A 21,760-nucleotide genomic window follows, 5' to 3' on the forward strand; every position below is an offset into this window, starting at 1 on the left:
AGGCTAAGGTGTTTGATCGTTTTAAGCTCGGCCTGAATCATATTCTGCCTAAGAAAGGACTGACCGAACTTGCCGGTTGGGGTGCCAGTCGTCGTGGTGGCTGGCTGACCAAAGCGGTCATCGATATTTTTGTCTGGTACTACAAAGTGGACATGGCGGAAGCCAGCAAACCAGACACCGCCAGCTATCGCACCTTTAATGACTTCTTTGTGCGTCCGTTAAAAGAAGGCGCGCGCCCGATCGATCCCGATGCCACCCTGCTGGCGCTGCCTGCCGATGGTGCTATCAGCCAGTTAGGTCGCATCGAAGGCGATCAGATTTTCCAGGCCAAAGGCCACTACTACAGCTTGCAGGCTCTGCTGGCTGGCAATGATGCGCTGGCGGAGCAATTCCAGGACGGTGAGTTTGTCACCACCTACCTCGCGCCGCGCGATTATCACCGTGTACATATGCCATGTAACGGCATCCTGCGCGAAATGATCTACGTACCCGGTGACCTTTACTCGGTCAATCCACTGACCGCACGCAATATCCCAAACCTGTTTGCGCGTAACGAGCGCGTGATTTGTGTATTCGATACCGATCACGGCCCGATGGTGCAGATTCTGGTCGGTGCGACTATCGTGGGCAGCATCGAAACCGTTTGGGCCGGCACCATCACGCCGCCGCGCGAAGGGGTCATTAAACGCTGGCGCTACCCGGCAGCCGATCATGATGGGGCCGTCGTGCTGTTGAAAGGTCAGGAAATGGGCCGCTTCAAACTGGGTTCGACGGTGATCAACCTGTTTGCGCCGAAGCGTGTCAAACTGGCAGAGAGCCTGGAAGCGGGAAGCAAAACCCGTCTCGGCCAGCCGCTGGCCATCGCTCTGCCGCAGCAGGGTGAAACCACCCCGCTCGCCGACTAACAGGACTACTCCCTGTGCGTGTCTTTCTTATCCTGCTGCTGAGTCTGTGGCTCAGTAGCCCTGTTTTCGCGGCTAGCGTGCCGCAAGCCAGTGACCTGAAACAGGAGCTGGACGCCGTCAAATCCGCGAAAAGTTCACCTGCACAAACGGAACAAATCCAGACGCTGGAAACGGCACTCAATTTCCTTGCTGAACGCGATGATTCACTGGAGCGTGCAAAGCAATATCAGCAGGTGATTGACGACTTCCCACGCCTGGCGCGCGAACTGCGCCAACAACTCGCCAATCTGACCAGTGAAAGCAGCAAAACGGTGCGCAATAATATGAGCAGCACCGAGTTGGATCAGGAGATTTTGCAGGTCAGCAGTCAGTTGCTGGAAGAAGGGCGTCAGGCGCAGCAGGAGCAAGATCGCGCGCGCGAAATCAGCGATTCGCTGTCGCAGTTGCCGCAGCAACAAACCGAAGCGCGCCGGGCCATGACGGAGAGCGATCGTCGGGTACAGGGCGCGTCAACCGCTACCACCCCACAGGAACAGGCGCAGATTTACGCACGCCAGGCGGAGAGTGCTGCCAACAAAGCGCGCGTGGATGAACTGGAACTGGCGCAGCTGTCTGCCAATAATCGCCAGGAATTAGCGCGCATGCGTGCCGAAGTGCATCAGCGCCAGGCCACGCAACTGGATAATTATCTGCAAGCGCTGCGCAATCAGTTGAATAATCAGCGACAGCGTGAGGCTGAGCAGGCACTGGAGCGTACCGAGCAACTGGCGGAAAATAGCGGCGATCTGCCCAGCGCCATTAGCGAACAGTTCCGTGTTAACCGTGAGTTATCTGCCGATCTTAACCAGCAGGCACAACGCATGGATTTGGTCGCTTCGCAGCAACGCCTGGCAACCAATCAGACGTTGCAGGTCCGTCAGGCACTGAGCACTCTGCGTGAGCAATCGCAGTGGTTGGGTGCATCGAACCTGCTGGGCGAAGCGTTACGCGCGCAGGTGGCGCGTCTGCCAGATATGCCTAAATCGCAGCAGATCGACAACGAAATGGGCCAGTTGCGTGTACAACGTCTACGTTATGAGGATTTGCTGGAACGTCAGCAGGCATTACGTAAAGAGAAGCAGGATGATGGCACGCCCTTCACCAGTGAGCAAAGCCGCATTCTGGAAGCCCAATTAAAGACCCAGCGCGAGCTGCTTAATTCATTAATTTCCGGCTGCGATACGCTGATTCTGGAAATCACCAAACTCAAAGTGTCCAATACCCAGCTACAGGATGCACTCACGGAAGTGCGCGATGCCACCCATCGCTATCTGTTCTGGACTGCTGATGTCAGCGCGGTTGATCTGAGCTTCCCTGTAGATACGGCGCAGGCTCTGGCGCGTTTGTTGTCGCTCGATACGCTGGGCCAGTTAGGCAAAGCACTGGCGATGATGTTTACCAACAAAGAGACGGTGCTACCAATTCTGGGAGCGCTGCTGTTGGTTGGGTTCAGCATCAGTTCACGCCGCCACTACCATGCTTTTCTGGCACGAGCCGCCAGTAAAGTTGGCAAGGTGACACAGGATCATTTTGGTCTGACGCTGCGCACGGTGTTCTGGTCGATTCTGGTTGCCGTGCCGATCCCGGTGTTGTGGGCCGCTCTTGGCTACGGTCTACAGGACGCCTGGCCCTATCCGATAGCCGTGGCAATTGGCGATGGTATTACCGCCACGCTGCCGCTGCTGTGGGCGTTTATGATCAGCGCCTCTTTTGCCCGCCCCAATGGCCTATTTGTGGTGCATTTCCGCTGGCCCCAGGCGCGGGTAGCGCGTGCAATGCGTTATTACTCGCTCACCGTTGGCCTGATTGTGCCGCTGATTATGCTGTTAATCGCCTTTGCCAACCTGGAAGACCGTGAGTTTTCATCAACGCTCGGCAGGCTGTGCTTCATTCTGATTTGCGGTGCACTGAGTATCGTAACCGTCAGCCTGAAACGCGCCGGTATTCCGCTGTATCTGGATAAAGAAGGTAACGGCGATAACTTTATCAACCGCATTCTGTGGAACCTGATGATCGCCATTCCACTGGTCGCGGCGCTCGCTTCCTGCATCGGTTATCTGGCGACAGCGCAGGCGTTGTTGGCCCGGCTGGAAACCTCCGTCGGTATCTGGTTCTTCCTGCTGGTGATTTACCATATTGTTCGTCGCTGGATGCTCATCCAACGCCGTCGTATCGCTTTTGACCGCGCCCGTCAGCGTCGTGCAGATATGCTGGCAAACCGTGCGCGTAGTGAAGAGGATAAGGAACAGACTTCCGCCAGTACTGAGGGGGTGGAAGCAGATGAACCTGTCATCGATCTTGACGCTATCAGCGCCCAGTCATTGCGTCTGGTACGTTCGATTCTGACGTTGATCGCCCTGGTGTCGGTGATTGTGCTGTGGTCGGAGATTCACTCGGCGTTTGGTTTCCTCGAAAATATCCGCCTGTGGGATGTCAGCACCACGGTGCAGGGAGTGGAAAGCATCCAGCCGATTACCCTCGGCTCGATTCTGATCGCCATTCTGGTGCTGATTATTACCACCCAACTGGTGCGAAATATGCCTGCGTTGCTGGAGCTGGCGCTGCTGCAGCACCTGAGCCTGACGCCCGGTACCGGTTACGCGATCACCACGGTGACTAAATACATCCTGATGCTGATTGGTGGACTGATTGGCTTCTCGATGATTGGCATTGAATGGGCGAAGCTGCAATGGCTGGTTGCCGCACTTGGTGTTGGTCTGGGCTTTGGTTTGCAGGAGATTTTCGCCAACTTTATTTCCGGCCTGATTATTCTGTTCGAGAAACCGATTCGTATTGGCGATACCGTCACCATCCGCGATCTCACCGGCAGTATCACCCGTATCAATACCCGTGCGACCACTATTACTGACTGGGATCGCAAAGAGATTATTGTGCCGAATAAGGCGTTTATTACCGAGCAGTTCATTAACTGGTCACTCTCTGACTCGGTGACGCGTGTGGTGTTGACTATTCCGGCACCGGCTGGGGTAAATAGCGATGAAGTCACCTTGATCCTGAAGCAAGCGGCCGAGCGCTGCACCTATGTACTGGATACACCGGTGCCGGATGTGTTCCTGGTCGATCTGCAGCAAGGTATTCAGTTGTTTGAACTGCGCGTTTATGCGGCTGAAATGGGCCACCGTATGCCGCTACGTCATGAACTACATCAGCTGATTTTGCATGGTTTTGCCGAGCACGGTATTGAAATGCCCTTCCCACCGTTCCAGGTGCGTATGGAAACTCTGGGCAAGAAAAGTCCTGCCAGCAATGGCACACCTGCTGCTCGGAATTACAAGTCGGGTGGGTTATAAAAATGAGGTGCGCAGTGGATGCGCACCTGGTCGGTTTATTTCACAAACTCTTCGCCCTGGGCGATATCTTTCTTCAGCGTATCCAGCATACTGCTTAACGCCTGCTGCTCAAAGGGACTGAGCGGCCCGAGTGGGCGGCGTTCAACGATACCGGTTTTGCCCAGCAGCAGTGGTTGTGAGAAGAAGCGTGCGTATTCACCATCCCCTTCCACATAGGCACATTCAACCACGTTAGCATCGCCTTGTAAGGCGCGCACCAGCGACAGGCCGAAGCGTGCCGCCGCCTGCCCCATCGACAGCGTCGCAGAACCGCCACCGGCTTTTGCTTCCACCACTTCCGTACCGGCGTTTTGGATACGTTTGGTGAGGTCCAGAACTTCCTGCTCACTGAAACTCACGCCTTTGACTTGCGACAGCAGCGGCAGAATGGTGACGCCAGAATGTCCCCCGACAACCGGCACCTCAATCTCGCCCGGTTGTTTCCCCTTTAACGCCGCTACAAAGGTGTTGCCACGAATAATATCCAGCGTGGTGACACCAAACAGGCGGTTCTTGTCATACGCCCCGGCTTTCTTCAACACTTCAGCCGCAATCGCCACCGTGGTGTTAACCGGGTTGGTGATCACGCCAATCAAGGCCCTGGGCGCGGTACTCGCCACCTGCTCAATCAGGTTGCGCACAATACCGGCGTTAACGTTAAACAGGTCGGCGCGATCCATACCAGGTTTACGTGCCACTCCGGCGGAAATCAGCACCACATCGGCTCCTTTCAGCGCGGGCGTGGCATCTTCACCACTGAAACCCTCAACTTTTACGGCGGTAGGAATATGGCTGAGATCCACCGCCACTCCCGGCGTAACCGGAGCGATGTCATAAAGCGAAAGGGCTGAACCTGCGGGTAATTGGGTCTTGAGCAACAGTGCTAGCGCCTGGCCAATACCACCAGCGGCACCGAGAACGGCAACTTTCATCCTGGACTCCTTATTAAGGTGGGGCAGAGATCTGCCGGGTTTCCATCGGGTTACGAGTTTAATCAACTTCTCAGGCGATAGCGACAAAACCTGTCGCGCAAACACTGACGCCGCAATTCGGCTCCCGAGACATCCACACTTCAGAAGTCGCCTGAATGATCATAGGTCGCAGCCAGAAGACAGGGGTCGGCAATGATCAATCATTTTGTTGTTACCACTTCAATAATATAACAACATTGCAACCTTCGCTTTTGCGCGCCACACCGCGATTTTGGCGTAGCGGTAAATCTCTGTTATGATCGCCGCCCTCGCAGACCTCCCCCCGGCGAAATCCTCACCTGTTTATTGCATAAAAATTCATTTAAATGCATAATAATTTATCTGCATGGGCCTGTTGCCCGACGCATCCCTCTTTTTATCGGTAACCTATGCGAAACCCATCTAAGCAAGACGACCTGGTTAAGGCGTTCAAAGCCCTGTTGAAAGAAGAGAAATTCAGCTCTCAGGGTGAAATTGTGCAGGCGTTACAGGAAGACGGCTTCGAGAACATCAATCAGTCAAAAGTTTCTCGTATGCTTACCAAGTTCGGTGCGGTGCGCACGCGTAACGCGAAAATGGAGATGGTGTACTGCCTTCCAGCCGAACTGGGCGTGCCGACTACCACCAGCCCGCTGAAAAATCTGGTGCTGGATATCGACTACAACGATGCGCTGGTGGTGATTCATACCAGTCCTGGTGCCGCACAGCTTATCGCCCGCCTGCTGGATTCACTGGGTAAAGCCGAAGGCATTCTCGGTACTATTGCCGGGGATGACACCATCTTTATTACCCCTGCACGCACGTTCACCGTTAAGCAACTCCATGACGCTGTGCTGATGTTATTCGAACAAGAGCTATAAAACCCTGCCTGTTACCGGCAGATTACCTGCCGGTAACAACTCCCCCATTCGCCCTTCCAGGCACCACGCTTAATGTAAAATCCACCAGAAACAAGGTATTAAACATATTCCTGTCCGTTCTCACGCCCTGATGTAATTGGTAGGACCTTTTACCCTGCTTAACCTTTCGCGCTATTTTACACTGCTTTACATACCAACATCAGCCATAAAAGCCACTCCTTATGTATCAGCCAGCGAGATCAACCGAGATATTTCGCACAGAAAGATAAAATGACATAGGCCGTTGTTTTTACATGCAATTAACAGGCATTGGGCAGAAACCAGGCGGTTTTTATAACACTCAGTTATTAAAAGTTGTCATAAGGACAAAGAATAACAACCAAACATTATTAGCAGAATATTAATTTCATGGGTGATTAGATCTATACTTCTTTTCGTGATGCAAATCACACCAAACAAAAAGAGAAAAACAGACGACGAGGAAATAATCATGAAAGTTAAAACTACTATCGCAACCCTGAGCATTCTATCTGCCCTGTCATTTGGCGCTTTCGCCGCAGATTCCATTAACGCCGACCAGGCAATGAATCTGCAACCGGCCGGCACCATCAGTGTCAGCGGCACGGCTGGTTCGCCGATGGATATCCATCAGCAACTGAGCGAAAAAGCAGATCAGCAAGGTGCTAAAGCTTATCGCGTTATCGAAGCGCGTAATGACAACACCTACCACGCGACTGCTGAACTTTATAAATAAGTTCGCCGAAACAAGACGCAATGTGAACGACAACCCATTTGAGACGCGATTGCGCTCAGGTTGTCCACCCAAATTCAGGAGAGTGAATCATGAAAACTAAATTATCTATCGCAGTTCTGAGCCTGGCCTCTGTTCTTTCTTTCGGTGCCAGCGCAGCCAGCCTGATTACCAATGAACAGGCAGACACCATGAATCTGCAACCGCTGAACCAAACTATCAGCATCAGCGGCCGTGATGGCGACCAGACCAACATCCGTCAGGAGCTGTCAGCAAAAGCCGATGCTCAGGGTGCCAGCCACTATCGCATCATTGAAAACAATCAGAATGACACCTATCACGTCACTGCTGAACTGTACAAATAATCGATAAATGATTATCCGGCGCCCGAGCGGCGCCTGGATATGCATCGACGACCCGCTCCCCACTCACCACCGCAGGTTGTTGATTGTAATGAGGAGACGAACAATGAAAATCAAAGCAACCATCGCAACCGCTAGCCTGCTCTCACTGTTGACCTTCGGTGCCTCTGCCGCACAACTGGTCACTGCAGAACAGGCTCAGAATATGCAGCCTGCGGGGACAGTCACCATCAGTGGTACTGCCGGTGCACCCATGGATTATCGTGCTCAGCTGTCACAGAAAGCCGATGAACAAGGTGCCAGCGCCTATAAAGTGATTGAAGCCCGTACCGGCGACAACTATCACATCACTGCTGAACTGTATAAGTAATTCCTCGTCAACTGCTTGACGAACCCTTTGGCCCCGCTCGCCGGGGCCCTTTTTGCGTTACTTCACATTAAAGCGGAGCTGACCATCCAGCTCCTCTTCTGCTTCATCAAACAGCAAAAGCAACGCCCCATAGCGTCGCTTCTGTCCTGATCCCAAGTGAATAAACTCAATCTCCAGCGGCAACGGCAATTGATCGCCTGTCACCACTTCCCAGAGATCGTCCAAATCAGTAATCGCCAGATCCGCCAGCGCAAAACGGTCGCTAAACTGGCGGAAGAAGTGCGCCTGATCGACGATTTCATCGAAATCAAAACGTTCGATTCTCATCATGACGACTCTCTTTTCTGTACCACTGCCCATTAGACCGGGTAGCCTGCGTTGAAATGATTGTGTTGCTGCGGGAGAAGTGAATGCCCTTCTTCCCCTGACAGTTCGCATCCCGTCAGGAAAGTATAGATGGCATTAACGGTGGGTTTGGTGAGAGTGAGCCACCGCTGGGTGCGGTGGCTCGTTTCAGATTTGAATCAATGTGTTCTGGTACTTGCTCAGCATATTGGCTAAACGTTTCACTGGCTCCGTCACACTGCTCGGTGCCGCATAGTGCTGGAGTTTCTCCTGATAGATATCCAGCTCGCGTAGCAGCTGCTCAAAATAGATACGGCGTTTATCATCGCTACGCGTGGAGATTACCTGGTCAGCCGTGGATCGCAGCTGGCGGTGATACGCCGAGAGGTCCGCATTGATCGGCACCTCCGCATTGCGTAAGCGTTGATGGCCGATAATCAGCGTCAGCGCGATACGGTATTTATTGATATCACCGGGAAACAAATTGAGCAGCAGAAACAGTTGTTGATACAGCGCTGGCAAATGGTTCTCTCGACGACGCGCCTGATTGGTGGTCATCGCTGCGACTGCCGCATACATAAAGCGGTTCAGTAATTTACGTCCGGTACGTGCTTTTGATTTATCACGAATCAGCAGGATGACCATCATCGCCACAAAGCAACCAATCACCTGACCGAGTACGTTATCGAGAAACACGTTGAACTCGAACTTCATTGGGTTATCCAGCACCAACACGTTGATGGTGCCGATCAGCGCCCCCAGAGTTCCCAACTGTCGGCGCTGCACAAAGATGCCGCCAATAAAGCCCAGCAGGCCAATGGCAATGCAAAGTAACAACATACTTTGCTGGGTCGAAGGCAGGACGTAGATAAAGTAGAGCGCCCCCAGCGGCACCGCAACCGTCATACCGTAGAGGAAGTCTTTTGCCATCATCAACGGATTCGGGGTACGCATCGCCAGCGCAGTAATTACCGCCAGCATCACCATACAGCCACTGCCGGAGGTCCAGCCGGTGTACAGCCAGAAAAGCGAGCCAATCGCCGTCGCGACAAAGGTACGCACGCCGTTGATCATGGCATGATGGGTTTCAGCAGAACGCGCCTGAATCACTACTTCACGTTGCAGGATTCCTTCTTCCAGTGTGGTGATGCGACTATTGCTCCTCACCCCATTTATCAGCAGCAGATACTCGGTGGCCGCACCAACCCAGCTGGCGAGCGTCAGCGGCGTGGATTTGCTACTGACACCAATCACCCGGCGCATAATTTTCATGCGCTTGTGCACGTCATCGACACTTTTGACTTCTTTTTCGATCAAAAGCCGATATTGCGGCGAGATGTAGTCCGGGCGGGAATTCTGGATCAGGAAGGTTTCAGCGGCCTGCGTAATCAAGGTTAAAGACAAGGTATTCAGCATCTGCAAGCGACGGCTGCTGTTCTTCCAGCGTGATGATTCCATCATCAACTGGCTGCGCATGGTGTTCAGCGCTGTGGTGCGACGCACCAGCGCGCTCCACGCTTTGTCGACTTCATCTTTATCGCCGTGCGCGACGCAGAGTTGCAGTAGTTTGTAATGCGCCACCAGCAGGGAATCCACTTCCTGGTCGATCACTTTTTTGATCGAACGGGGCGAGAAAATCATATCGGCCAGAATGGCACACAGAATACCCAGCACGATTTCGCTACAACGCTCAACCGCAAACTGCGGTGCCAGCGTCAGTCCACCGCTGGCATCGGCGGTGACGACGATAATCAGCGCGGTGTAACCCGCCAGACCAAGAGCGTAGGAGTTTTCGACTTTAATCAGCGAGGAGAGCCAGACGCAGAAACCGGCCCACAGGCAGCACAGTAGCAGCATCACCACCGGGGCGCGCACAGTGGCGATCATAATGGTCAGAGCCGCCACGCTGCCGATGAACGTTCCGATAATGCGCAAAATGCCACGATAGCGCAGCGCGCCGGAGTAGGGATCGCCTCCGGCGGCAAAGGCGGTGCCACCCGCCACAATCCCGGCGGTCATCACCGCCCAGCGCGGCGTTTCCAGATTGAAGTGAAAGCCGATGATTAGCGCCGCTACCAGCGCAAACGTCAGCTTCACCGGGAAACGCAGAAACTCAATCATATCGCCCTCTTAACCAAACTCACGCAGGCGATTAAACAATTTGCTCATCGGTGAGGCTTGCGTCTCACGATCCTTCTCGCCGGTGATCACCACGGTAGCGGTGGTGCCTGCCGGGAAGCGGTTGCCAGGTTGATCGTCGAGATGAATACGTACCGGTACACGCTGTGCCAGACGCACCCACTCCAGATTGGAGTCAACGGTGGCCATGCCTTTGCTGTCATTGGTGCTACTGCTGTCGGTAACGCCTGCTGCAATACTGTCGACGGTGCCGCGCAGCACGGTATTGCTACCCAGCGGGGTGATTTCCGCACGAAAGCCCGGACGCACACCATCCAGCTTGGTTTCTTCCATGTAGGCCAGCACGTAGAACGTATGCTGCTGCACCAGAGCCACTGCCACTGAACCACGGGTAATGAACTCGCCCTGATAGACGTTGAGGTTGGTGACCCAGCCGTCAGACGGAGCTTTGATGGTGGTGCGATCCAGATCGATCACCGCCAGATCGCGCGTCGCAATGGCTTTCGCCAGTTGATGCTCGGTGGTGGTCAGGTCGTTGTTGGCCTGATCGATAGCTTCACGCGACATCGCGCTGGTGCCGAGCTGATTACGGCGTGCCGCTTCACGACGTTTTTCGTTCGCGACAGCCTGGTAGTACTCGACATCGGCCTGCGCTTCATCCAGTGCCTTCTGATAACGGGGACGGTCAACCACAAACAACGTGTCGCCCTTCTTCACCAGTTGGTTATCACGGACCGGCACATCGGTGATCAGCCCGGTCACATCCGGAGAGATCGCCACGACATCGGCGGAGAATTTTGCATCACGCGTCCACGGGGATTCGGTGTAGAACACCCAGGCACGGAAGATGATCACGATAGCGACGACAACCAGCAGGAGAGTAATCGCGTAGCGCGCGATTTTTCTTATTAGCGCTTTCACTTAAAACCTCAGACGAATAAACGGGATACAAGGTAAAACACACAGCAATAAAGCGCTGTGTTAAAAAGTGCCGGATGCCAAACCAGATCATACAATCCGCTGGGCGTCAGCACGCGTTTCACCAGCCAGAACAGCGCCAGCGAAACAATCAGTTCAATGAAGATGGGCGGGAAAGACAGCCCAAATACGACAAATACCGGAAGCACACTCATTTCGGTTCCTTAGTTCGACCTTGCCGGATTGCACCGATACCTGCCCATACGCCACGAAGCACGACGGGTTGATGATAATGGGATGACGGGTAGACTGATGGCAACATTCAGGCCGTTTGAGCTAATCATAGCGTATCATCTGACAAACACAGGCAGATTCACTGCCGTGTTAAGGTGCGGTGAAATGACCCAGCGTGCGTATAGTAACGCGCTTGACTATACGTTATCTACATATTGTGAGCTAAATCACTTTTTAGCCAGAGTAAACAATGGAACGACTTAAAGGCATGTCCATCTTCGCCAAAGTGGTTGAATTAGGTTCCTTTACCGCCGCGGCACGTCAGCTTCATCTTAGCGTTTCGTCGATTAGCCAGATAGTCGCGAAACTGGAAGATGAGCTACAGGTCAAATTGCTGAACCGCAGCACCCGCAGTATTGGCCTGACCGAAGCGGGCAGAATCTATTATCAGGGCTGCCGCCGCATGCTGGCTGAAGCGATGCAGGTACACGAGCAACTGTATGCTTTCAACAACACACCGATTGGTATTTTACGTATCGGCAGCTCGTCGACAATGGCGCAAAATGTCCTCGCTGATATGACCAGCGATATGCTACGTGAATATCCGGGTTTAAGCGTCAATTTAGTCACCGGTATTCCTGCGCCGGATTTAATTGCTAACGGGCTGGACCTGGTGATACGCGTCGGTGAGTTGCAGGACTCCAGCCTGTTCTCGCGACGTCTGGGAGCGATGCCGATGGTGGTATGCGCCGCAAAAAGCTATCTGGCACAGCACGGCACGCCGGAAAAGCCGGGCGAGATCGATAATTTTTCGTGGCTGGAATACAGCGTACGGCCGGACAACACCTTTGAGTTGATTGCACCAGAAGGTCTGGTTACACGTCTGACACCGCAGGGACGCTTTGTCACCAATGATTCGCTGACGCTGATCCGCTGGCTGAAAGCCGGGTGTGGCATCGCCTATGTACCGTTGATGTGGGTGATTAACGAGATCAATACCGGTGAGATCGATATCCTGTTTACGCAATATCAGTCGGCACCCAGACCGGTTTATGCGTTGTATACCGAAAAAGATAAATTACCGCTGAAAGTGCAGGTGTGTATCGACTATCTGACTGAGTATTTCAAACGGGTGGCGCGCCAGTATCAGCAGCACCGTAAAAACTAAGTGTTACTTATGCATAGACTGAGACTGTAGCGGTGCAATTTATTGCGCAAGCCAGACGGGGCAAAGTGCCGACGTCTGGAAAAAACCGCGCGATAAATCGCGCCGCTACGAATCAGTGCTGAATCAGGCGGTTCCGCCGACCGTGAGTTTATCGAGCTTCAGTGTCGGCTGACCCACGCCCACCGGCACGCTCTGCCCCTCTTTGCCACACACACCGACGCCTTTATCCAGCGCCAGGTCGTTACCCACCATGGAAATCTGCTGCATAGCTTCGATACCGGAGCCAATCAGCGTGGCACCTTTCACCGGTTTGGTCACTTTGCCGTTCTCAATCAGATAGGCTTCCGACGTAGAGAACACGAACTTACCGGAGGTGATATCCACCTGGCCGCCGCCAAAGTTCGGGGCATACAGGCCATATTCCACACTGGCAATGATGTCCTGCGGTGTGGATTTCCCCGCCAGCATATAGGTGTTGGTCATACGCGGCATCGGCAGATGCGCATAGGATTCACGGCGGCCGTTCCCGGTAGGATTAACCCCCATCAAACGCGCATTGAGTTTGTCCTGCATGTAACCTTTCAGCACACCGTTTTCAATCAACACGTTGTATTGTCCCGGTACGCCTTCATCGTCTACCGCCAGGGAGCCACGCAGACCTTCGATAGTACCGTCATCCACCACGGTACAGAGTTCAGATGCTACCAACTGGCCCATTTTGCCGCTGAACACCGAGGTCGCACGGCGGTTAAAGTCGCCTTCGAGTCCGTGTCCAACCGCTTCGTGCAGCAGCACGCCCGGCCAGCCTGCGCCCAGCACCACCGGCAACGTACCGGCCGGAGCCGCAACCGCCGAGAGGTTAACCAGCGCCATACGCACCGCCTCGCGCGCCCAGGCATCCGCACGCACATCGCCGCTTTCATCGGCGAGGAAGAATTCATAACCGGTACGCGCACCGCCGCCGCTGGAGCCGCGTTCACGTTTACCCTGGTCTTCCACCTGGACGCTGATCGACAGACGTACCAGTGGACGCACATCGGCGGCCAGCGTGCCATCGGTCGCCGCCACCAGCACTTGTTCGTAAACGCCGGTCAGACTGGCATTGACTTCCTGGACGCGGGGATCGGCGGCGCGCGCCACTTTATCAACACGATGCAACAGAGCGATTTTGTCTTCACGCGTCAGGCTGTCCAGCGGATTCACCGCGGCATACAGCGAACGGTTGATCACTGCCGAGAGGGTATGGGCTTTGCCATTGCCCTGTTCGCGTACAATGCTGCGTGCGGCTTCAGCCGACTGGCGCAACGCATTCAGGGTGATCTGGTCAGCATAAGCAAAACCCGTTTTCTCACCGCTGACCGCACGGACGCCCACGCCCTGATCGATATGGTACGAACCGTCTTTAATGATTTTGTCTTCCAGCACCCATGATTCATGGAAGCTGGACTGAAAGTAGAGATCGGCATAATCCAGACGACGTTCTGAAAGCTGCCCTAACAGGGAAAAAAGGTCCTGCTGATTAATGCTGTTCGCAGTTAGCAACTGCTCACTTACCAGATTCAGAGTCATCGTTTCTCACTCATTTTACGCTCAGATATTTCATAGCCTGCGGCAATTCCCCGACGGCGTCAAATTCACTTCTTGTCGTTTTCGCGCGGTTTGCGTAGCACCTCATGGATTTCCGGCTTATCCAGCGGTCCACTGATGTGATAACGCAATAGCGAAATTTTACTCCACAGTGGCCCCAGCACTTTACTGGCGGCAAATACCGCCGCGCCCACCACCGGATTGATCACAAACGCTGTAGCCACACCCACTGAGGCCGAAATTTCGGGTGCAACCACCGCTTCCATATCGATCTCACGTTTCACCAGATCCACCTTGCCCTGCATGGCGATATCCGCTTCCAGACCATCCACCAACAGGTTATCGGTATGCATCACGCCATTTTCAATCCAGGCGGTGCCGTTAATGGAATCAAAGAAGAAGCCCTGACTGAAAGTGTCGCTGAAATCGAAGCGCAGTTTACGCAGCAATGCGTCAAAGCTCATCAGGCGCAGCAACTGCCCGGCCCGGCCGGTATTCACATCGGCGATTTGGCCTTTACCGAAATGAGTTTTCAGCGTGCCACTCAGCGTCGGCTCTGAGGGTTGCCACGGTGCAGAACGCCAGTGCAAATCGTAGTCGACTTTAAAGGATGCATCGCGCAGCGGGGTGTTAACACCAAACCAGTTGGTGGCATCGTTGATATTGTTACCACTCAGGGTTCCTTTCAGTGAAGTACGTTGCTCGCCCGGTTTATTCACCCACTCGCCATTGATACTCAGCTTTGAACTGCCGGTATCCACCGAACCGTTAGTAAGTGCTAACGTATCTCCATGAGGTTGCAATTGCGCCTGCATATGACCGAATTTCTGCCCACGCAGCCAGCACTCCTGGCAGCTCAGTTGCAGCGCCGGCCAGTCGGCGAAATTGACTGTGGTGTTGTCGCCGAAAGGTGATGATGCCTCACCCTCTTTTCCCGCCCATTCAGGATTGTAATAAAGGTAGCTGAGCGCAAGTTGCCACGGACCATGTTGTGCGGTGTTGAGACTGCCGCGTGCTTCGCGGCTCTCCAACTTCACCTGGGTGTTACCGGTCGGCCCCTGATTCACCGTGGCATTGAGGTCATGCCATTGCTGACCCGCCAGGGTCAGCGCCGGCGTATGCAGCGTGACATCGTCCGGCAGCAGCGCACCCCCAACGTTGGTCTCGCCCTGCGCATTGCGCGAACCGCCTGCGCCAGCCAGCAGCCCCATCCAGGCTTCGCCATCGATCTCTGGCAAGTTCAGCACCATGCCGCGCTTGTCCGGCAGCTTCGGTATGGTTTTCGTATCGTTGAGCCAGATACCGCGATCGACGCGCAACTGCGGTTCCAGCAACCAACGGCTGTTAAACCGATGATTTCCCAGCACGCTACCACTCAGTTCGAATCCGTTCAGGTTGCCACTGGCGGAAATCGTCACCGGCAGCGCTGCTCCCGCTTTCTTGTAGAGTGGCACAGGTAAGTGACTGCTTACATCTTTGCCATCACCTTTCAGATCTACCTTGTAGCTGGCCCCACCTTTGTGTGGCAGGGTGATGTCGACATTACCTTGCCACGCCAGGTTGCCGCTAAGCTGGCTGGTTACCGTTGCTGGCAACATTTTCAGTTTTGCCAGCGGCCAGTCTCCCAGTAGCTTAACGTTGACACCAAAGTCGTTTGGATTCTCCTGAGTACTGAAGCTGACGCCCACCGGTTGCCCAAACCAGTTCGCCTGCATCTCTTCGCTTTCAAGATTGCCGTTGTTGTAGCGGAAGCGCCCGGTAAGGTTGTTCAGCGTGGTTTTTAACGGTTTGATGTACAAGCTGTTATTGTTCATCACCACATTGCCACTGGCATGGACCAGCTCGCCATCGAGCGGAATGTCGAGGTTAAGGTGACCGCGGGTGTTGCCCTTAATCTGTAATTGTTGCAGGGCGGCACCCAGCGTCGGTTTCAACGGCGTTTGCTCGAAGTAATCCGCAATCTGCTTGCCCTCACCACTCAGATCGCCGTCAATAATCAGCTTCTCTTTCAGATAATCCGGGATGATCGCACTGATATTGCGGGCGTCGACCTCACCCAGTTTCGCCTGTTCGGCCTTCATCCACAGACCGTCATTGACGAAGTCGAGGTCAATGTCGAGATTGTTGATAGCAGGCCAGCCGGGCTGGAATTCATAGGTGGCATGACGTAACGGCACCCAAACCTCAAACATGCCGTCGTTATGCTTGAACGGGAACAACGTAGGATCACCGGCGAACAGCAAGGTGGCGTTATCTACCTGACCGCCTTTGATGGCGTTGCTGAGATAGTGGGTCAGACCGTGGCCCATCAGCGGTTCCGGGAAATAACGCCAGGCATCGCCCGCATCGGTGACACGGATGCCCGCCAGGATATCGAGACGCGGTGCTTTGCCGAGGTTTTGCTGGTAGAGGAAGTCCCCGCGCGCCCACAATGAACGCGCCTTCACGTCCAACTGATGACCATCCAGCGTCAGACCATTGTCATCATGTTGCCAGTTGAGCTTACCGGTCACCTGCTGAATTTGTAATGGAGCCTGGAACATGTCGCCATAAGGCACTTCCGCCTGCCCCATCGCCACATCCAGCGCCCCATGACTCAGGCTGCCGTTGGCGCTGCCGCTCAGGTTACTGATGCCCGGCAGTAGCTCCCAGTGCTGCCAGCTTAAATCGCGCCATTTGGCCTGCAAACGTGTCTGCTCAGGCTGTTGCAACGGAATATCCAGCGCCAGCGTATCAATGTGGCCCTGTGGCTGTAATGCCCGCCAGTTATCGAACATCGCCGGGGAGAGCGGCCTGAACAGCGGCACCAGAGGTGCCAGCCGTTGCAAATCCAGTTGGGTAGCACGCACGCGGATTTCCGGCGCGTTATTCGCCCCGAGCAACTGCTTATCTTCCGGTTTCCACAACAGCGAGAAATGACCCGGCGCCCAGGCGACACCATCGGTGCTGAGGCGAGTTTGCGGTACGGATACTATCCAGCCATTCTGGTAACGGGACAGATGGGCGGTTAACCCATCAACCTGCAACTGATGGTCGCCCTGTTCGCCGCGCCACCGCGCGCCACCCTGGCGTAGCAGCAAATCTCCAGCATAAACATCACCATCACGCAGGTTCACCCACGCGGCAAGGCTGAAACGCGCGCTTTCGAGGCTGGTGTTATCACGCAGCCAGCGGCCAATCCACGGGCGCACATCTACGTCATCCGCCTGCATCCAGATACGACCCGCATCCAGCAGACCATTGTTGTCACTGAGGTCGAGGCGTACCTGCACCACGCCATGCTGGCCGGTAAAACTGGACAGGCTCACTTCACCTTCAGCACGGTGCCGCGTTTTTTCGTTCAGCCAGGTGAGACGAGGGATCGCCAGTTCGGCGTGTTGCCCGGAAGGCGTGAGAAAACGGAGGCTGCTGTCGCGCAGGTCAAAATGGTCGAACTGCCGCAGGAAAAGTTCGTTGATTTGCGTGGGTTTGAAACTGTTTTTCTGTTCATCGCTGGTCAGTAGCTGACGATTGAGTTCGACATGCATCTGCCAGAAGGTGAGATCGCGAAACTGCCAGCGTCCCTGAAGCAGGGACTGCCAGATATTCAGCGCCAGGTTGACACGGTCGATACGCATTTGCCCCTGGTCTTTCAGGTCAACATGCAGATCGCGTATTTGCAGCGTGGGACCGAAGTTTTCCCAGCGCCCCTGCAACTCACTGGCCTGCACCGGCACGCCAGTGACGCGGGATACAGCCTGCAAAATGTCGCTGCGGTAGCTGTTGAGATGCGGCATGACGAGGCGCAACCCGCTGACCAGCAGCGCCACAATAACGATGATTGTGGCGAGCAGCAGTAACAAAATCCTCGGCAACCGCCTCACACACCTCTCCTTGTCTTCCGCCGGATTACGGATCGATACCTCTCATGCCCTGACCGTTATCAGTGCGGAACAATCGGGACGCAAGCGCATGTTACCCCAAAAAAGGGGGTATTTTTAGCCCGATTCCATGACAAAACGTCGTGCAAGGCCAGCATTAACAAGAAAGTTACATCATTACCACGTCAAACTGCTCCTGATTGTAGAGCGGTTCAACATGGACTTTCACCTGTTTGCCGACGAAGATCTCCACTTCGGCCAACGCATGTGACTCATCGCTTTTCAGCGCTTCCCCCACCGCCGGTGACACGTACACCAGAAAACGGTCCGAATCGTACGCATGATGCACGCGGACAATCTCACGCATGATCTCGTAACACACGGTTTCTACCGTTTTCAACGTGCCGCGCCCTTTACACACCGGACAATCGGCGCATAGCACATGCTCAATGCTTTCGCGTGTGCGTTTACGCGTCATCTCGACCAGGCCAAGCGCAGAAAAACCGTTGATCCCGGTTTTGACCCGATCTTTGCTCAACGCGCTTTCCAGCGAATGCAGTACGCGACGGCGATGGTCATCGTTACTCATATCAATAAAATCGATAATGATGATGCCACCGAGATTACGCAGCCTCAGTTGGCGAGCAATCGCCTGCGTGGCTTCAATATTGGTGTTGAAAATGGTTTCGTCCAGATTGCGATGGCCGACAAACGCACCGGTATTGATATCGATGGTGGTCATCGCTTCGGTTTGATCAATGATCAAGTAACCGCCTGATTTCAGCTCGACTTTGCGATCAAGCGAACGCTGGATCTCATTCTCCACATCGTAAAGATCAAAGATCGGCTGCTTACCACTGTATAGCTCCAGCTTGCTGGCCATCTCTGGAATATATTCACCGGTGAATTCCACCAGCAGATCGCAGGTCAGGCGGGAATCCACGCGGATACGATCCAGCGCGGCACCGGCAAAGTCACGCAATACCCGCTGCGCCAGCGCCAGTTCGCCATACAACAGGCAACGCGTCAGGTTACGCTTTTTACGTTCACTGACCTTGGTCCACAGACGTTTGAGGAATGCCGCATCCTGCGCCAGCTCCTCTTCGCCAATGCCTTCCGCAGCAGTACGGATGATAAAGCCGCCAAGATCATCACAATAGGCGGCCACTACCGCTTTCAGGCGTTCGCGTTCAGCTTCGCTTTCAATGCGCTGAGAAACGCCGACGTGAGAAGCACCCGGCATAAAAACCAGATAGCGCGAAGGCAGGGTAATATCGGTGGTCAGGCGTGCGCCTTTAGTACCAAGCGGGTCTTTCACCACCTGCACCATTAAGTCCTGCCCCTGACGTACCAGTTCGGCAATATCACGTACGCTGAAATTCTTTTGCTCATCACCGGCAACACATTCGGTGTGCGGCATAATATCGGAAGCGTGCAGAAAAGCAGCCTTGTCGAGGCCAATGTCGACAAACGCCGCCTGCATGCCGGGTAGCACACGACTGACGCGTCCTTTATAGATGTTGCCGACAATGCCACGGCGCGCTTCGCGCTCAATGTGGATTTCCTGCAGAATGCCGCCATCAATATAGGCGACGCGCGTTTCAGAGGGTGTCACATTTACCAGCAATTCAGCCGTCATCTTGTCCCCTTAGCGCACGCAGCGACTGGAAATTGCTGAGTAACTCGCCGGTCTCAACCAGCGGCAGCCCCACCACTGCGTGATAGCTTCCATTAATTTTGCGGACAAAGTTCCCGCCGATGCCCTGTATCCCGTAAGCGCCCGCTTTATCCATCGGTTCGCCGCTGGCGATATAGTGCACAATTTCTTCTGCCGTGATCTTGCGAAAAGTCACGTCGGTAACCACCAGACAATCCAGTTGTCGCTGACGATCGGCCAGCGCCACCGCAGTCATGACCTGATGCGTCTGCCCGGAAAGCTTGCTTAGCATCTGCTGAGCATGGGCGGAATCGCGTGGTTTTTCCAGTACCTCGCCATTCAAAACCACGATAGTGTCAGCACCAAGTACCGGCAGATCCTGTGGGGCGACACCGACGCCTGCCAGGGCTTTGTCACGCGCCAGCCGACAGACATAGGCTTCGGCGCCCTCTTCCGGCTGACGCTGTTCTTCCACCTCAGTGATCAGACGCTCAAATTGCAGGCCAAGCTGCGTTAACAGCTCACGTCGACGCGGTGAACCGGAAGCCAGATACAGGGTTATCATAGTTTTCCTTACTGAACAGCGAACTGACGGCGAATCTTTCTCATTAATAAGAATAGCCAGGGCCAGAGGATGCCGTCGACAACGCTACTCCAGAAGATTTCTGGACGAAAGGAGACATTGATCACCAAAAATTCCGCCCAGAAAACAATAACATCCACCGCCAGCGAAAGCACCATAACCATTAATGCCTGCTGCCACAATGCCAAGTTACGGAAAAGCTGGAATTTAAAGGCGACCAGATAGGCGATGATACTCAATGCCAGCGCACGTACACCCAGCGTGGAGCCTGCCACCAGATCCATAATGGCACCCAGCACGAAGCCAGTACCGACATTCACCCGATGTGGCAGCGCCAGTACCCAATAAATCAGGATCAGCAACAACCATGACGGCCTGAACATATAAATTTGTTCTGGCCAGGGCATGATTTGCAGGATGAGGGCAATCAGAAAGGACAGCCAGATGACCCAACGGCCCTGGCTGCGATAGCTACTCAAGGTTGGCCTCCACGCGAGTTCGCCGGTGTTACCTGCGAACTGCTGCCATTGCTGGCTGGCGCGGGTGGACCCATCTGTTGACTGGTTGGTGCAGGCGGCCCCATCTCACCGGCTGGCGGCAAGACCTGTGGCATCATCTGCATTAAACGTTCATTGGCGACACGATGCACTTCATCCGGCGCCATTGGCATATCGCCGTTACGATCGGCCCCCCACAGCAGCAGCAGATAGCGCAGACGCTGTAGGCCCGCAGTTGGATGCGCCTGGATAATAGTGTACGCACGCTGCGTGTCCACTTTAACCGACGACACCACACCCACTGGATAGCCTTCCGGGAAACGACCACCCAGACCCGAGGTTACCAGTACATCACCGACGCGAATGTCGATGTTACCCGGCAAATGCTCAAGTTGCAGGTCTTCATTGCAGCCGTTACCGGCCGCAATCACGCGGATATCGTTACGCAGTACCTGGATTGGCAGCGCATGGGAAGCATCACAGATCAGCAGCACACGGCTGGTCACCTGACCCACCGCCACCACCTGCCCGACGACACCTTTGTCGCTGATCACCGGCTGGCCTTCGTAAACGCCGTTTACGCTGCCTTTGTCGATAACCACTTGATCGGTGTAAGGATCGGTGCCGGTAGAGATCACCTGCGTCACCATTTTGTGTTCATCCTGACGCAGCGGTGAGCCGAGCAGCTCGCGCAGACGCGCGTTTTCCTGCTTGTATTGCCCCAGCATGAGCAGGTCGCTGTTTTTCAGGAAGAGCTCGCGGCGCAGTGCCTTATTTTCCTGCTCCAGCTGCTGACGAGAAGCCAGCGTGGCGGAGACGCCGTCAAGCAGCTCTCTTGGCCCGTTTGCCAGGAAGTAAAAGGGACTGACCGAGGTGTCCAGGTAGTTGCGAATCTGGGAAAAGGAGCCCACGCGACTGTCGGCGATAATTATCGCAATAGCCACAATGACTGCCAGAAAAAGGCGCAACTGCAGGGATGGCCCCCTGCTAAAAATCGGCTTCATAAAATCTGCGTGTTCCTCGACATCAGGGAAGAAGCGCGGGTATCAGGACCTGCGCCTCCATGGCTGGACGCATCATAGTCATATCCCCCTCCTTCAAACTGCAGATGCGTTACTTACGCGCACTCCTGCAGCCCGAATGAAGTTGGATATAGGCGCTAAC

The 21,760-nt window shown here is 54.5% G+C and carries 18 protein-coding genes; 7 read left to right on the plus strand and 11 right to left on the minus strand.

Annotated elements, in window-relative coordinates; genetic code table 11:
* The first annotated feature begins 8 nt into the window (after positions 1 to 8).
* Together asd and mscM are read left to right on the plus strand one after the other, a co-directional pair.
* A complete protein-coding gene (asd, locus tag AC6I8W_RS18455) occupies positions 9 to 905 on the plus strand; it encodes an archaetidylserine decarboxylase (RefSeq protein ID WP_497836175.1) in 897 nt (298 codons plus the stop codon).
* A 14-nt stretch (positions 906 to 919) separates the two neighbouring features.
* On the plus strand, positions 920 to 4,255 hold the full coding sequence (gene mscM, locus AC6I8W_RS18460; RefSeq protein WP_497836176.1) for a miniconductance mechanosensitive channel MscM: 3,336 nt from the start codon (positions 920 to 922) through the stop codon (positions 4,253 to 4,255).
* A 35-nt stretch (positions 4,256 to 4,290) separates the two neighbouring features.
* On the opposite strand, the gene mdh is transcribed toward mscM, so the two are convergent.
* Complete coding sequence (gene mdh / locus AC6I8W_RS18465) at positions 4,291 to 5,226, minus strand: malate dehydrogenase (protein WP_497836177.1); 936 nt, start codon at positions 5,224 to 5,226, stop codon at positions 4,291 to 4,293.
* 428 nt (positions 5,227 to 5,654) lie between these two features.
* Between mdh and argR the strand changes: the two genes are divergently transcribed.
* The 4 genes from argR to yhcN (AC6I8W_RS18485) all read left to right on the plus strand — a co-directional run bounded on the left by argR (position 5,655) and on the right by yhcN (AC6I8W_RS18485) (position 7,608).
* Positions 5,655 to 6,125 carry a transcriptional regulator ArgR gene (gene argR / locus AC6I8W_RS18470; protein WP_480366182.1) on the plus strand — a complete coding sequence of 157 codons (471 nt, stop codon included), beginning with the start codon at positions 5,655 to 5,657 and terminating at the stop codon, positions 6,123 to 6,125.
* 490 nt (positions 6,126 to 6,615) lie between these two features.
* Complete coding sequence (gene yhcN / locus AC6I8W_RS18475; protein WP_013510711.1) at positions 6,616 to 6,879, plus strand: peroxide/acid stress response protein YhcN; 264 nt, start codon at positions 6,616 to 6,618, stop codon at positions 6,877 to 6,879.
* Between the two features lie 89 nt (positions 6,880 to 6,968).
* A complete protein-coding gene (locus tag AC6I8W_RS18480; protein ID WP_497836178.1) occupies positions 6,969 to 7,241 on the plus strand; it encodes a YdgH/BhsA/McbA-like domain containing protein in 273 nt (90 codons plus the stop codon).
* A gap of 103 nt (positions 7,242 to 7,344) precedes the next feature.
* Complete coding sequence (gene yhcN, locus AC6I8W_RS18485; protein ID WP_013510713.1) at positions 7,345 to 7,608, plus strand: peroxide/acid stress response protein YhcN; 264 nt, start codon at positions 7,345 to 7,347, stop codon at positions 7,606 to 7,608.
* 57 nt (positions 7,609 to 7,665) lie between these two features.
* On the opposite strand, the gene AC6I8W_RS18490 is transcribed toward yhcN (AC6I8W_RS18485), so the two are convergent.
* The 4 genes from AC6I8W_RS18490 to aaeX form a co-directional block, all read right to left on the minus strand.
* Positions 7,666 to 7,935: a barstar family protein gene (locus AC6I8W_RS18490; protein WP_480371681.1), complete on the minus strand. Its 270-nt coding sequence runs from the start codon at positions 7,933 to 7,935 to the stop codon at positions 7,666 to 7,668.
* A gap of 186 nt (positions 7,936 to 8,121) precedes the next feature.
* A complete protein-coding gene (gene aaeB, locus AC6I8W_RS18495) occupies positions 8,122 to 10,074 on the minus strand; it encodes a p-hydroxybenzoic acid efflux pump subunit AaeB (RefSeq protein WP_497836179.1) in 1,953 nt (650 codons plus the stop codon).
* Between the two features lie 9 nt (positions 10,075 to 10,083).
* Positions 10,084 to 11,013, minus strand: a complete 930-nt coding sequence (gene aaeA / locus AC6I8W_RS18500) for a p-hydroxybenzoic acid efflux pump subunit AaeA (RefSeq protein WP_497836180.1) — start codon at positions 11,011 to 11,013, stop codon at positions 10,084 to 10,086.
* 8 nt (positions 11,014 to 11,021) lie between these two features.
* Complete coding sequence (aaeX, locus tag AC6I8W_RS18505; RefSeq protein ID WP_013510717.1) at positions 11,022 to 11,225, minus strand: p-hydroxybenzoic acid efflux pump operon protein AaeX; 204 nt, start codon at positions 11,223 to 11,225, stop codon at positions 11,022 to 11,024.
* A 269-nt stretch (positions 11,226 to 11,494) separates the two neighbouring features.
* On the opposite strand from aaeX, the gene aaeR reads away from it, so the two are divergent.
* On the plus strand, positions 11,495 to 12,412 hold the full coding sequence (gene aaeR / locus AC6I8W_RS18510) for an HTH-type transcriptional activator AaeR (RefSeq protein WP_497836181.1): 918 nt from the start codon (positions 11,495 to 11,497) through the stop codon (positions 12,410 to 12,412).
* A 123-nt stretch (positions 12,413 to 12,535) separates the two neighbouring features.
* On the opposite strand, the gene tldD is transcribed toward aaeR, so the two are convergent.
* From tldD to mreC, 6 genes are all read right to left on the minus strand, one after another.
* On the minus strand, positions 12,536 to 13,981 hold the full coding sequence (gene tldD / locus AC6I8W_RS18515; protein ID WP_497836182.1) for a metalloprotease TldD: 1,446 nt from the start codon (positions 13,979 to 13,981) through the stop codon (positions 12,536 to 12,538).
* A 65-nt stretch (positions 13,982 to 14,046) separates the two neighbouring features.
* Entirely contained in the window at positions 14,047 to 17,862 is a 3,816-nt protein-coding gene (gene yhdP, locus AC6I8W_RS18520) for an AsmA2 domain-containing protein YhdP (protein WP_497836183.1), read from the minus strand.
* A gap of 166 nt (positions 17,863 to 18,028) precedes the next feature.
* Positions 18,029 to 19,498 carry a ribonuclease G gene (gene rng, locus AC6I8W_RS18525; protein ID WP_480366204.1) on the minus strand — a complete coding sequence of 490 codons (1,470 nt, stop codon included), beginning with the start codon at positions 19,496 to 19,498 and terminating at the stop codon, positions 18,029 to 18,031.
* Positions 19,488 to 20,081 (minus strand): Maf family protein, encoded by a 594-nt coding sequence (locus AC6I8W_RS18530; RefSeq protein ID WP_497836184.1) that lies wholly within the window; start codon positions 20,079 to 20,081, stop codon positions 19,488 to 19,490. Before AC6I8W_RS18530 ends, rng begins: the two co-directional genes overlap by 11 nt.
* 8 nt (positions 20,082 to 20,089) lie before the next feature.
* Complete coding sequence (gene mreD / locus AC6I8W_RS18535) at positions 20,090 to 20,578, minus strand: rod shape-determining protein MreD (protein ID WP_013510723.1); 489 nt, start codon at positions 20,576 to 20,578, stop codon at positions 20,090 to 20,092.
* Positions 20,575 to 21,600 carry a rod shape-determining protein MreC gene (gene mreC, locus AC6I8W_RS18540; RefSeq protein ID WP_497836185.1) on the minus strand — a complete coding sequence of 342 codons (1,026 nt, stop codon included), beginning with the start codon at positions 21,598 to 21,600 and terminating at the stop codon, positions 20,575 to 20,577. Before mreC ends, mreD begins: the two co-directional genes overlap by 4 nt.
* Positions 21,601 to 21,760 lie beyond the last annotated feature (160 nt).

This window comes from Pantoea sp. X-Soil-TKNS-1211 (assembly GCF_059730495.1).